The sequence below is a fragment of the Roseibium sp. genome (genome assembly GCF_025698965.1).
In the GTDB taxonomy this organism is placed as follows: domain Bacteria; phylum Pseudomonadota; class Alphaproteobacteria; order Rhizobiales; family Stappiaceae; genus Roseibium.
Genome location: NZ_JAILWL010000137.1, coordinates 1 through 13222 on the forward strand (window position 1 = coordinate 1; position 13222 = coordinate 13222).

At 56.3% G+C, this 13222-nt stretch carries 12 protein-coding genes and 1 pseudogene; 7 read left to right on the forward strand and 6 right to left on the reverse strand.

Annotated features, from left to right (window positions below):
* Nucleotides 1-387: pseudogene (locus K5905_RS12935) on the reverse strand (sensor histidine kinase); the annotation flags it as partial.
* A gap of 327 nt (nucleotides 388-714) precedes the next feature.
* Between K5905_RS12935 and K5905_RS12940 the strand changes: the two are divergent.
* From K5905_RS12940 to map, 6 genes are all read left to right on the forward strand, one after another.
* The gene (locus K5905_RS12940) at nucleotides 715-1548 is read left to right on the forward strand and encodes a universal stress protein (RefSeq protein WP_297584455.1); all 834 of its coding nucleotides are present in this window, start codon (nucleotides 715-717) and stop codon (nucleotides 1546-1548) included.
* Between the two features lie 116 nt (nucleotides 1549-1664).
* Complete coding sequence (locus tag K5905_RS12945; RefSeq protein WP_297584458.1) at nucleotides 1665-4199, forward strand: acetate--CoA ligase family protein; 2535 nt, start codon at nucleotides 1665-1667, stop codon at nucleotides 4197-4199.
* On the forward strand, nucleotides 4154-4393 hold the full coding sequence (locus K5905_RS12950) for a GNAT family N-acetyltransferase (protein WP_297584461.1): 240 nt from the start codon (nucleotides 4154-4156) through the stop codon (nucleotides 4391-4393). The genes K5905_RS12945 and K5905_RS12950 overlap by 46 nt, the downstream gene beginning before the upstream one ends.
* A gap of 86 nt (nucleotides 4394-4479) precedes the next feature.
* Nucleotides 4480-5997 (forward strand): MFS transporter, encoded by a 1518-nt coding sequence (locus tag K5905_RS12955; RefSeq protein WP_297584464.1) that lies wholly within the window; start codon nucleotides 4480-4482, stop codon nucleotides 5995-5997.
* A 93-nt stretch (nucleotides 5998-6090) separates the two neighbouring features.
* Entirely contained in the window at nucleotides 6091-6297 is a 207-nt protein-coding gene (locus K5905_RS12960) for a ParD-like family protein (protein WP_297584466.1), read from the forward strand.
* A gap of 1 nt (nucleotide 6298) precedes the next feature.
* Nucleotides 6299-7078, forward strand: a complete 780-nt coding sequence (gene map, locus K5905_RS12965; RefSeq protein WP_297584468.1) for a type I methionyl aminopeptidase — start codon at nucleotides 6299-6301, stop codon at nucleotides 7076-7078.
* A gap of 40 nt (nucleotides 7079-7118) precedes the next feature.
* On the opposite strand, the gene K5905_RS12970 is transcribed toward map, so the two are convergent.
* Both K5905_RS12970 and K5905_RS12975 read right to left on the reverse strand, forming a co-directional pair.
* Nucleotides 7119-8789, reverse strand: coding sequence for a thiamine pyrophosphate-binding protein (locus K5905_RS12970; protein ID WP_297584471.1), 1671 nt, complete (start codon nucleotides 8787-8789; stop codon nucleotides 7119-7121).
* Nucleotides 8790-8983: 194 nt separating this feature from the next.
* A complete protein-coding gene (locus K5905_RS12975; protein ID WP_297584474.1) occupies nucleotides 8984-9364 on the reverse strand; it encodes a hypothetical protein in 381 nt (126 codons plus the stop codon).
* A 127-nt stretch (nucleotides 9365-9491) separates the two neighbouring features.
* Between K5905_RS12975 and K5905_RS12980 the strand changes: the two genes are divergently transcribed.
* Nucleotides 9492-11057, forward strand: coding sequence for a bifunctional aminoglycoside phosphotransferase/ATP-binding protein (locus K5905_RS12980; RefSeq protein WP_297584477.1), 1566 nt, complete (start codon nucleotides 9492-9494; stop codon nucleotides 11055-11057).
* A 20-nt stretch (nucleotides 11058-11077) separates the two neighbouring features.
* Here K5905_RS12980 and K5905_RS12985 read toward each other — a convergent pair whose 3' ends face one another.
* From K5905_RS12985 to K5905_RS12995, 3 genes are all read right to left on the reverse strand, one after another.
* The gene (locus K5905_RS12985) at nucleotides 11078-11398 is read right to left on the reverse strand and encodes an AzlD family protein (RefSeq protein ID WP_297584478.1); all 321 of its coding nucleotides are present in this window, start codon (nucleotides 11396-11398) and stop codon (nucleotides 11078-11080) included.
* Nucleotides 11391-12092, reverse strand: coding sequence for an AzlC family ABC transporter permease (locus tag K5905_RS12990; protein WP_297584481.1), 702 nt, complete (start codon nucleotides 12090-12092; stop codon nucleotides 11391-11393). Before K5905_RS12990 ends, K5905_RS12985 begins: the two co-directional genes overlap by 8 nt.
* 110 nt (nucleotides 12093-12202) lie before the next feature.
* Nucleotides 12203-13039, reverse strand: coding sequence for a sulfite exporter TauE/SafE family protein (locus K5905_RS12995; protein WP_297584484.1), 837 nt, complete (start codon nucleotides 13037-13039; stop codon nucleotides 12203-12205).
* Between the last annotated feature and the right edge of the window lie 183 nt (nucleotides 13040-13222).

Consider the following 13222-nt stretch of genomic DNA (forward strand, 5'->3'; position numbering starts at 1 on the left):
AGCGTAATTCCGTCCGACGAGGGACAAGGGGTCCTGCCAGTTGCTGGCAGCCAGTGTGGTCCCTTCCGCGTTCATGACATACAGCAGATCGGCTCCGGAATTTTCCGACATCTCCTGCAGGAAACGATTTGCGCTCTCGACAGGTTGCCCCAGCCCAAGGGCAGACGTCGCGCGAGGATCTCTTGCGATCATGTAAGGCAGATACCGGTACTTCTGGTATTCACCCAAGATAGTCTGACGGTAGAGGGTCAGGCGTTCAGCAGCCTTCCGGTCAACGCTGTCCTCGTCCAGATCCAGGAAGAGCTCAACCAGCACTATTGCCGCAATTACCAGAATCATTGGTGGCAGTGCCAGGTAAAGCCAGCGTTTGGAGCGTTTTTCGATCATCTTGTTTCATTAGACGAGGAAACCGGAGCGACCTCTATTTCTCATCATCAGGTTCCGAACACTGTCTCTTATCGCCCATTTTGCCGCCTGCGGCCAGCACAGTGACTTTTGCGGGGATTTGAATTGATACGCGTCAAGGACGCCAGCATTGCGTGTTATGTAGATTTTGAGCATGGCGGTGTCTCGACATTTCGAGCTGAACCGGTTTTGAATGTTGAGATAAAATTTGCCTGCGTTTTTAATGCGGTAGGTGAAGCGTTTCATGGTTGTGAAACGACAACCGCGTCAACTGGTTCGAAGCACTGTTGCTGCCCTTAGGAGGGATAAATGCCTATCAAAGATATTCTGACCGTACTTGATCTTGCAGGGGACCAACCTGCTGCGAAATACGCCCTGGAATTCGGCCGCAACTACGATGCCCATGTCACCGGATTGGCTGTCTCCTTCGAACCGGTCGTGCCCGCATTTGCCGCAGCGCCGATGCCGGTCGACTATCTGCAGGCAGCACATGACCAGGCGGTCGCGGCTGCGAATGAAGCCAAGAAGGAATTTGACGAACTGGCTCGGCTGGCAGCGGTCAACAACGAAAGCCGGCTGGCGGAAATTCTGACGGGAGGACCGCTGGAGAACGTGCTCGTTCACTGCCGCCCGACTGACCTCGTGGTGATCGGGCAATCCAACCCGGATCAGCCGGAACCAATGCGCGAGCTGCTGATTGAAACAATCCTGTTTGAAAGCGGTGTACCGGTGCTCCTGGTCCCCTATATCGGCAGCAAGACATTTCAGCCGCAGAACGTTCTTGTCGGCTGGGACGGCAGCTCCACCGCGACACGGGCGATTCTCTCGGCGCTTCCCATACTTGAAAAAGCCGAGAACATCACCGTGTTGGTGATCGAGAAAAAGACGACGACCGAAAACGGTCAACCTGGTGCCGAAGTCGCCAATTATCTTGCCCGCCACAACATGAACGTCACGGTGGACGTGGTTGCCAATCCGCAAACGGGAATTGGTGACACGGTGCTGAACTACGTTTCGGACAATGGCAACGACCTTGTGGTGATGGGTGGATACGGCCACAGCCGGATGCGCGAATTCCTGTTTGGCGGCGCGACGAAGGAAATCCTGGACTCAATGACGGTCCCGGTCCTGATGGCGCACTAGGCGTTTGCCCAAATGCATGTGGCCCGCGGACCGGCGCATCTGGTCCGCGGGCATTTTTGTCATATGTGCTTCAGTGTTCGGGCGCAGTGTCAGGCTGTTTTGAAAGGACTGCCTACATGACCATTCGCAACCTTGAAGGTTTCTTCGCTCCTCATTCAATTGCCGTGCTCGGCCCGTGCAGGCATGCCGGCGTATTGACCGACAAACTGGTCGTGTGCCTGCAGGACATCGAGAGCGAACATCATGTCACTCTGGTCGGCATCGAAGAGGCTGTCCCTTTCAAAGGGACGAAAGTCCGCACGCTGAAAGAGTTAAAGGCGACGCCGGATCTGGCAATCTATCTCGCCAAAGCAGAAGCCCTGCCGCAAACGATCGAAAAACTTGGCGCGGGTGGAACCCGGGCGGTGCTCATCCCCTCACCGGGATATGAGATCTGGCCCGAGCCACTCATGCAGGCCTGTCGGGAGGCGGCCAGAAAGACAAACCTGCGACTGATCGGTCCTGGGAGTCTCGGGCTTGCCGTGCCGTCCAGCAATTTGAACGCCCTATTGAGTGCGGACCGGCCTGCCAGGGGAGACATTGCGTTTTTCTCCCGATCCGGCGCAGTGCTCAATTCAACGCTTTCCTGGGCGAAGACCCACAATACAGGCTTTTCCGCCGTCGTTTCGCTTGGTGCGCGGATCGATGTCGACGTCGGCGACCTGATTGACTATTTCGCACAGGACTACCGGACCCGATCAATCGTTCTTCATCTGGAAGGTATCGCCTTCCCCCGGAAGTTCATTTCAGCTGCACGGGCAGCGGCGCGCAGCAAACCTGTCGTCGTGCTCCGCTCCGGCAAGAGCCTGGATACGGGCGGAACCGGAAAAACCCATGCTGGACGACTTGCAAAGACGGATCTGGTCTACGAGACCGTTTTCCGCAGAACCGGCCTGCTCCGCGTCTACGATCTTGACGAAATGTTCGAGGCTCTCGAAACACTGTCGCATATCCGTGTCCCCCGTTGTGACCGGCTGGCGGTGATCGCAAACGGGCGAAGTCTGGCCAGCCTTGCGGTCGACCGGTTGATGGATCTTGGTGGAGAATTTGCCGAACTCGGCCCCGAAACACTTGATGATTTGTCGGATATCAGCCGCAGCTATGCCGGACTGGATGATACGCCGGGCGCAAAGGGATCGGTCATCCTGAAGGAAAGCGTCACGCCGGACGACATCACGAGGGCAATCACCACAGTTCTTAAGGACACACGTGTTGACGGGGCTGTTGTGCTGCAGGCAGCAAGTGCCTTTCAGCCGCTAAAAACAATCGCGGATGCGATTTCCAGGGCAGCTCAAGCCGACCGACGGCGTACAGGACGGCGCAAGGCTCTCGTGGCCGGCCTCATCGGTGGAGACGGTGTGATCAGGGCCGAACTTTCCGCGGCCAAAATTCCCAATTACACCAGCCCGGCGGAAGCCGCCCGCAGCCTGATGCATCTGGCACATGACGCCCAGGCACGCGAATTCCTGATGGCTGCCCCTCCCAGCCTGCCGACAACCTTTTCGCCGGATGTCGCCCGGGCGCGCGGGATCGTGGAACAGGCATTGCAGGAAGGACACGGCTGGTTGAGCCCCGGTGATGTCTGTAAGGTTCTGGAAGCTTATGATTTGCCGATCATGGCCACCGAAATGGCTGAAACGGCTGAAGAAGCAGCAAGGCTATCTGAGCGTTTCTTTGAAAGCTCAAAGCACTGCGTCGCCAAACTGGTTTCACCGGACCTTCCTTTCAAATCCCAAATCGACGGGGTGCGACTGGGGCTTGAAAACCCGGACGCTGTCCGCATTGCTGCTGAAGAACTGATTGCAAATACCCGAACCAACTATCCGGAGGCCAGAATTACGGGGATTTCCATTCACCCCATGTTGGAAGACCGGCACGGGTTGGAACTTTACATGGGACTGGCAGACACGCCGGATTTCGGGCCGGTTCTCGTTTTCGGTCATGGTGGAACATCGATTGAAGAAAGCGATGACTTCGCTCTGGAACTGCCACCGCTCGATCTCAACCTGGCCGAAGCTCAGATCAGGCGCACACGCATATCCAGGTTGCTGGATGGTGGCCCGTCACGTCCTCGTCTCGACAAGAACGCCATCGCCGAAGCCCTGGTCAAACTTTCACAGATAACCATCGACATTCCGGAAATCCTGGAACTCGATATCAATCCAATTGTTGCACTACCCTCCGGATTGATCGGGCTCGACGCCCGAATGACATTGTGTCACCCCGAAAAACGACCGGGCCGAACCGGTGGTTCACGCCTTGCCATCACACCCTACCCGCAGGAATGGGAACAGACACTGACTTTGAAAAGCGGCCAGGAAGTCTTCGTGCGCCCCGTGCGGCCGGAAGATGAAGATCTGTTCAAAACATTCTTTGAAGCCATCACGCCGGAAGACTTGAGGCTGCGCTTCTTTGCGCCCGTCCGGGACTTCAGTCACCGGTTTCTCGCCCGACTGACACAACTCGACTATGCAAGGGCCATCGCCTTTGCTGCCGAAGACCCGAAAGACGGCAGTCTGATCGGTGTCGTGCGGATCCGGACCATCAAACCGGTGAGTATGCTGTCATGGTCCGCTCCGATCTCAAGGGAACAGGTCTGGGTTGGGCCCTGATGAAACTCATCATCCGGTATGCCAAAGCCGATGGCATAGAGGTCATCAAAGGAGAGGTCTTAAAGGAAAACACTTCGATGATTTCCATGTGCCAGGCGCTGGGCTTCACCATCGGAACCTCACCGGAAGATCCGGGCATCGCACTCGTAACTCTTCCTGTTGCCGGATTACCGGAAGAGGAGGTCAACGCCTAAACCTTTTAGATTAAACTTCTTTTCCCTGTTGTTCTGACGTTGGAATCTGCCTTAGGCTACCCTGACATCCGTAACAGGAGGGGCGAATGGACGGTAAGGCGAAACGGGTTCTCACAGCGATTTCAATCACCGCATTTGTCATCGGCACTGATTTCACAGGGGCGATGCTGCTGGTGACCCCGATCGAACGCGAGTTTTCCGTAGACATCACGACAACCCAATGGGTCCTTAATGCCTATGCCCTGACCTTCTCCATGTGCCTGGTTGCAGGAGGACGACTTGGCGACCTTTTCGGTCATCGTCAGTATGTCCTTTACGGACTTGCCATTTTCGGCGTCGCCTCCATTGGCTGCATCCTGTCCCCAAACATAACCTTCCTGATCGTCTCCAGAGCCTTGCAAGGCATCGGAACGTCTTTTATCTGGCCTTGCCTGGTTGCGCTGGCTGCGACCTCAGTGGACGAAGATGAGCGCGGTACGGCCATCGGCATCCTTTTGGGGGCAGTTGCGAGCGGCAACGTGCTGGCACCTTTCATTGCAGGTACGCTTGCGGGGTTGGGGGATTGGCGTGGATTCTTCATATTCAACGCTGTTTTTGCCGTAGTTTCGGCGGTGCTGATGTATCGCCTGGTCGCTCGGGAAACGGAGCATGCCAGCGATGAAAAAGTGGACCTCCTCGGCATGGCTATATTGGCCATCGCCGTATTCTGCCTGCTGTTCGGATTGGATGTTGGCGCGGATTACGGCTGGATCAGCCCGATCACGATAGTGCTCTTTGGCGGTGCAATCGTCTTCTTCGCACTGTTTCCGCTGATCGAAAGCAAGGTCAAGGATCCCATGGTGCCCTTGCCGATGATGCGCAATCACCAATTCGTCAGAACCCTGGCCCTCAATGGTTTGCCCGCCATCGTTCTGTTTCTCTGCCTATTGTACCTGCCACAATACATGCAGAAAGTTTTCGGCTGGTCCGTTTTCTGGAGCGCCATCGGCATGCTGCCGCTTGCAATCACCGTTGCGGCCATGAACCTGGCTGTCGGCAAATTTTATAATACCGTCGGCCCGCGCAAACTGTTGGCCGCCGGGCACGCCCTTCTCGTTGTGAGCTGTATCCTGATGCTTTTCATCGACGAAACCTGGGGCTACGTGGGACTTGTTCCCTTCATGATCCTGGTAGCGCTTGGTGGCGGTCTTGCATTCGGGCCGGCTGGCACCGCCGCGGTTGATGCGGTCGGTGCAAAGCGTGCCGGCCTCGCAGGCGGCCTCTCGTTCATGTTTCACCTTGGGTTGGGTGCAATCGGCATCGCGTCCGCTACAGCACTGATGTTTTCCGCGGCCGTCGCCAAAGTCACAAGCACACTTGCCGCTGCCAAACTTTCTCTTCCTGCGGCCGATGCACGTCTTCTGGCGGCCGGAACACTGGAAGATCCGGCGATCAAGGCCATCCTCGGCCGGGTCAGCAGCAGCGAAGCGGAAACAATTTCAAAGGCTGTGCAGCAATCCTTTGCAGCAGGGCTACACGCGGCCTTCTGGTTCGCGCTGGTCGTCTCAGTGATTGGGCTTGTCGTGTCTCTCAGCATCGATGAAAGCAAACTGAGAAGCGACTAGCTCGAGCGTTTCCCGGAAAGTTCCGAATTTGGATTGAATCGGATATACGAAACATATATGATTCGTATATTCATTCAGTTATGGGAGACGTCCATGGGTATCGTCAAGATCGATGAGGACCTTCATGAAGAAGTTCGTCGGGCCAGCTCGGTCATGTGCCGGTCGATTAATGCGCAGGCCGAGTTCTGGATGAAAATCGGCATGCTGGCCGAGTCCAATCCAACCATGTCTTTCACAGATATCGTAAAGATGCAGCTGAAGGCGGCCAATCTGCCCTCCTCGGATGCAGCAGTCGCCTGACATGGTCAAGACACCGGACGAACTGGCACTCCTTCGCAAATCGGGTCGACTTCTGGCATCCGTCTTCGAAATGCTGGATCAGCAAGATCTTGCTGGAATGTCGACCCTGGAGGTCAATGACCTTGTTGACCGTTTCATCACCAAAGACCTTAGCGCCCGCCCGGCAAGCAAAGGTCAATACGGTTTCGAATATGTCCTGAACTGCTCGATCAATCATGTTGTCTGTCACGGTGTTCCCAATCGGCACGAAATCATTTGCGACGGCGACATCATCAACCTCGACATCACGCTGGAGAAAGATGGTTACATCGCCGATTCAAGCAAAACCTATGTGATTGGCAATGCCACGCCCGCCGCCAGACGGCTCGTGCGGGTCGCACAAAAGGCGATGTGGAAGGGAATCAGCCAGGTGCGGCCGGGTGCTCGTCTGGGGGACATCGGCTTCGCGATCGAAAGGCACGCGAAGAAGAATGGCTGCACCGTCGTGCGGGAATATTGCGGGCATGGTATTGGCCGCGAAATGCACGAAGAACCGCAAGTGCTGAATTTCGGGCGGCGGGGAACCGGAATGAAGCTGCGCGAGGGCATGGTCTTCACGATCGAACCGATGATCAATCAGGGGACCCGCAAGGTCTCGACAGAAAGCGACGGCTGGATGGTCGTGACAAATGATCGGAAACTCTCCGCTCAATTCGAACACACGGTCGCGGTAACGAAAAAGGGCGTCGAGGTTTTGACCCTGCGCCGGGACGAGACGCCATTGCTGGATCGCAGGAACTGACTGCCGCCCTTTTCGAGGACACTTTGCTCAACGGATATTGCTAAGGATGCTTCGCCTCCGCTGCCGCTCGGATCTCACTCAGGGACCTGGCTGGCGTAATTGCTTCGGGGTCCAGCTTCAGGTGGAGGATTGCCGGCAACCCGGATGCCCGGGCACGTTCGAAAGCCGGGCCGAATTCTTCCGTTGTCTCGACAGTTTCCCCAAACGCGCCATAGCTGCGGGCAAGCGCGGTGAAATCGGGATTGACGAGTTTTGTTGCAGACGGTCGTCCCGGATAGGTGCGCTCCTGGTGCATTCGGATCGTGCCGTACATGCCATTGTCAATTGCCAGAACAATGATATTGGCATGATCCTGGCACGCGGTTCCGAATTCCTGCATGGTCATCTGCAGGCAGCCGTCACCGGCAAAACACACGACTTCACGATCCGGAAACGCAAGTTTTGCCGCAACCGCAGCCGGCAATCCATAACCCATGGACCCCGAAGTCGGAGCCGCTTGCGTTCCGTAACGGCGGAACCGGTGAAAACGATGCAGCCAGGTTGCGTAATTGCCGGCGCCATTGGTGCAGATCGCATCTTCCGGCAGGTTGTCCTCAAGCCAGTCCATGACCCCGGACATCTGCAGGGCACCTGGAATTTCAGGACGGGCACCGGACCAGTCCAGATAGTCCCGATGCGCCCTTTCAGCTTCACCAGCACCCTTTATTTCATTCGGTGGCTGCAGGCCCTCGGCTGCCTTGCAGAAAGCCGTCGGACTTGCATGGATGGCCAATGCAGGACGGTAAACACGACCAAGTTCCTCAGCGTCTGCGTGAATATGCACAAGCTGCTGCTGCGGTGTCGGAATATCCAGGAGCGAATAGGACTGGCTCGGCATCTCGGACAGTCTTCCGCCGACCAGCAGAACAAGATCGGAAGCCTTGATCCGCTCCAGCAGTTTCGGATTGATTCCTATCCCGACGTCGCCTGCATAATTTGTATGAAGGTTGTCGAACAGCATCTGCCGGCGGAAAGAACAGGCGACCGGCAGGTCGAAACGCTCGGCAAAGCGGGTAAAGGCCGCAACCGCATCTTCAGACCAGCGGCTGCCGCCCAGTATGGCAATCGGTCGCTCGGCAGACCAAAGGCGTTTTTGCAGGTCCGCCATCTGGGTGAGACCGGGATGGGTCTCCAACTGTTGCCAGGCCGGAGGCTGAGATACGGAGGCGCTTTCCACCAGCATGTCTTCCGGAAGGGCCAGAACAACCGGTCCCGGACGCCCGGAGGTCGCCACGTGATAAGCTCTTGAAATGAACTCCGGAACCCGGTCGGCCTGGTCGATCTCGGCCACCCATTTGGCAATGCCGCCAAACATCTGTCGGTAATCGACCTCCTGGAAGGCTTCCCGCTCGCGCATGGCGCGCTCGATCTGGCCGATGAAGAGGATCATGGGTGTGGAATCCTGCGCCGCCACATGAACACCGGCGGAGGCGTTGGTGGCCCCGGGGCCTCGTGTCACCATGCAGATCCCCGGTTTGCCCGTCAGCTTGCCATGGGCATCGGCCATCATGGCAGCACCGCCTTCCTGACGGCAAACGGTTATGGGAATGGAAGCATCATGCAACGCATCCAGAACCGCAAGGTAGCTTTCCCCCGGCACGCAAAAGACGCGGTCCGCGCCATGGCGTTCCAGTGCCTCCACCAACAATTCACCGCCGGTTTTCTGGTCCATGTCCCGCTTCCTGATCTTAACAATTCCACTGTTCATTCTATAGCGTATGAAAGAACAGCGGGGCAGAACCTGAAACCAGATTAATTTGCAATGACTTCATTCCATTTTGGAAGAAACTCATCCAAACAACCGGGTCACAGACAGAAAAACGCGGGTTTCCACGCGTTCAATTCCGCTTCCCAAGCATTCCGACGTCACACAGACTGAACGGTCACCACCTGGAATGTGTGCAATTCGCCGTCTTCATCCTTGATTGATACGTATTCCCCAGGGCTGAAGGCATGGGCACCAAAGCGATATCCGGCTTCGTCGTCATCATCGCCGTCAATGTCATAGTGAAAGGCCCAGGAGCCGCCCGGACGATGAATCAGATGACCAACTTCCTCTTCCTCGCTGCCCCAGAATCTGCGCACACGGCATTGATCCCTGGTCTTTTTCCAAAGGCCGGCGTCAATATGACCGGTGTCGTCGAGCGGTGCCGTAAACTCGTATCCATGCCTCGCTGAGCCTTGCGGATACTCCTTGGTCCGCGCCAGGTTTAACCTGATCTTCTTTAAAACCGGAAAGTCGCTCATGGAGCCCTCCTTTGCTGACAATTCACCTAATCTGTGCCACATCGCTGACACTGCTCATTGAGCAGGATCAATCCGGCTTACATGCCATTGAGGCAAACTCGAAAAGACGTCAGTAAAAGGACGAGACATGAACCACGCCCCAACGCAGAATGACGTTTTCGAGTTTTTGAAAGGCCTGCCTTCCGACGACCCCGCCCGTCCCGAAGTCGAACAGATAAGCACCCACGCCAATGTCATTTTCCTGGTGGGCAGCAAGGCCTTCAAGGTCAAGCGGTCAATCCGCTATCCTTTTCTGGATTATTCCACTTTGGCACTTCGTGCGGAAGCCTGTAACGCCGAGATCACCTTCAACAAGTCAAACGCGCCTCAAATTTACCGAAGAGCCTTGCCGGTTACACTGGAAAGCGACGGGCATTTGGCGCTTTCAGGATCCGGAGAACCGGTAGAGTGGGTGGTCGAAATGAACCGTTTCGATCATCGGAACGAACTGGACACGCTCGCTGCGGAAAAGCAATTCGAAGACAACTTGTCTGAGCAACTGGCCGAAATGATGGTGGCAGCGCATGACGAGGCGCCCGTGCGCAGCGGTCAGGGGTTCTTTGAAGAACTGGCTTCTTATGTGGAACAAAATGACGAGGCCTTTCACGAGCATCCCGAACTCTTTCCAGCCGATGACGTGCGGCACCTTACGGAACTTTCCCGTACCGTTTTGCAGTTTCTTCGTGACCTGATCCTCAGCCGTGGGAAACGCGGACTGGTACGGAGGTGTCATGGAGATGCGCATTTGCGCAACATCGTCATGATCGAAAACAGACCTGTCCTGTTTGACGCCGTCGAGTTTTCCGACGCCATTGCAACAGGTGACGTTCTTTACGATCTTGCCTTTCTGCTGATGGATCTTTGGGAACGGGGGCAGCGAAGATCCGCAAACCGGGTCTTCAACCGCTATCTTGATCAGAGCCAGCTTGATGATCATGCCGAAGGTTTGGCGGCGCTGCCCTTCTATCTCATGATGCGCGCCGCCATCCGATCCAAAATCGCCGCAAGCACTGCTCTTGCGCAAACCGATCCGGCCCTGCGGCTTGCCCACCAGGAGCAGGCCAAAACCTATTTTCGATACGCGATCGCCTTTCTGGAACCCTCAACACCTCAACTGCTGGCAATCGGCGGACTTTCAGGTACAGGCAAAACCACCCTTGCCTATTCTTTGGCGCCGGATGCCGGACGCGCACCGGGCGCGCGCGTCCTGCGCACCGACGTCATGCGAAAGCGACTGCTGGATATTGCCGAGGCGGAAAAAGCTCCACCGGAGGCCTACACGCTGGAAGCGTCGACAAGGGTCTATCAGGCACTAGACGACATGATCCAGAACGTTCTGGCCGCAGGGCATTCGGCAGTGTTCGACGCAGTCTTTGCGGCGGAAAGCGAGCGAATAAAAATCGCGAACATTGCCAGCAGAGTGGAAGCGGATTTTTCCGGACTTTGGCTTTCAGCACCGGCCGAGACGCTCAAGGAACGCGTCGCTGCACGGGCGGGAGACGCTTCAGACGCAACCGTGGATGTCGTCGACGCGCAGCTTGGTTACGAACTGGGCAAAATGACGTGGACCGAAATCGATGCCGGAGGCAACAGGGAGCAGACATTGCACAATGCACAGGCCCATCTGAATTCGACCTCTGACATAGCTTCATAAGACAGACTGCAATAGTCGGACTAAAGCCCCACCACTCTGAGGCCGGCTGCCGCGGCAGCGGCAAAAAAGACAGCAATATATTCCTTTTTCAGCCTGATCTGCGCTGCGGCTGCCACGATGAGGCAGAGCCCCACGGCCAGACCCCCTTGAAGAATGATCGGCAGAATGGTCGAGACTATGATCGCGCCCGGCAGCGCTTCCAGTCCCCGGCGCATCTTCGGCGTGATGGGTACGCGACCCATGACCCAGTAGCCTCCGGCTCTGAGCGCATAGGTCACGGCGGTCATGCCGAGCACGACGAATAAAAACATGCTGTCGGCCGAAAAAGCTCCGTCAATCATCGAGATAAGCTCCGGCGATTGCGCCGGCGATGGCACCTGTGAAAATACTCCAATAACCACCGACGAGGAGCCACGTCACCGTGGCAACACCACCTGCGACCAACCAGCTGACCGTCTGGCGTTTGCCTTTCCAGAGGGGGACGAGCAGGGCTGCGAAGAACGCTGGCAGTACAACATCCAGGCCGAAGGTTTTCGGGTCGGAAATCAGACTTCCGGCAAAATAGCCCGGAATGACCGAAACCGACCAGACCGCCCATACGAAGACGCCGCTGCCGAGATAGATCCCCCAGTCCCGCATGCCTTTGTTGTATTGCGAAAGAGCCAGAAGCCAGTTGAGATCAGTCAGAAAGAAAAGAGCCGGATAGGTCTGATAACCGGGCACCGGACCAAGCCAGGGCCTGAGGCTGGCACCGATCAGGAGCATGCGCATGTTGACCGCGCCCGTTACCCCGACCATCGCGATCAAGATGCCCCAGTTCAGCGGCTCGTTATAAATTTCCATGGCAACAAACTGACTGGCTCCAGCAAAAACCAGCGAATTCATCAGGACCGTTTCAAGAAAGGTCAGTCCTTTTTGCGCAGCCACGGTTCCAAAAACCGCTCCGAGCGCAATCACTCCCGGCAGTACCGGAACGCACATCAAGACGCCTTGCGCACAGCCCTTCAGGCTGAGGGAGACATTTTTGTCCAGCATGATTTTCCAAGGGTTCGAGGACAGAAATCTGCCCGGAAAAGAAAGCCACTATCCCCGATAATGCCCCCAAGGACCAATAAAACCTTTTGATTCACCCATCAGCGACGCTGCTAAAAGTACAGACCGGCGACATCATAGATCATGCGCAGCCCCGTAAACCCGAGAAACAAAGCGAAGATCAGCTTCAGTTTGGAAGGGTCGATCGAGTGGGCTATCTTGGCCCCGAGCGGTGCAGAATATGTGGATGCAGGGATGATCAGGATAAAACCGATCAGATTGACATATCCAAGCGAGAATGGCGGCCGACCGTCGACATCAAGTCCGAAATAAAGCGACAGCAATGTACCTGGCACTGCGATGATCAGACCGATCGCCGCGGCAGTTCCAACGGCCTTGCGGATCGGATAATTGAAGAGCGTCAGCGTGGGCACGCCAAGCGTTCCTCCGCCAATGCCCATCATCACCGAAATTCCCCCGATCAGAAATCCGAGCAGTTCCTTTATCGGCGACCCGGGCAGCTTGTCGGCCAGATGGGACCCATCCTTGCGGAACATCATGTTCGCCGAAACCGCCAGTGCGACAATGCCGAAGACAAGGGTCAACGCGCCGCCGGAAATGTTGCCGGCCAGGGTCGCTCCGACGACCACACCGAGTGCAATTGCCCACCACCAGCGTTTCAGGAGATCCATATCGACGCTGCCGCGTTTGTAATGCGCCAGTGTCGAGGATGATCCGGTGGCAAGAATGGTCGCAAGAGAAGTTCCGACAGCGACATGCATCAACACGTTCTGATCGATATTGAGTGCGGTGAACATGTAATAGAGCACCGGCACGATGACGATCCCGCCACCAACTCCCAGAAGACCCGCGATAATTCCAGCCACAACGCCTGTCGCCAGAAGGGCAAGGGCCAGCAGGCCAATTGAGAGTAGGCTGAGATCTTCCACGCTGAGCTCCTTGTAATTCCAAACCTGCCCAGCGATTTGGGCCCCCGTCGGTTTTAGGCCATCGGCAAGCGATTTTTCCAGCCGAAAACGGCAACAAACTGTTTCACCTGGGCAACAAACTCTTGAAGTTCCCTCCGATTGCAGACAGTCTTCGTCATCCAAATCCCGGCATCGGAGGAGAAA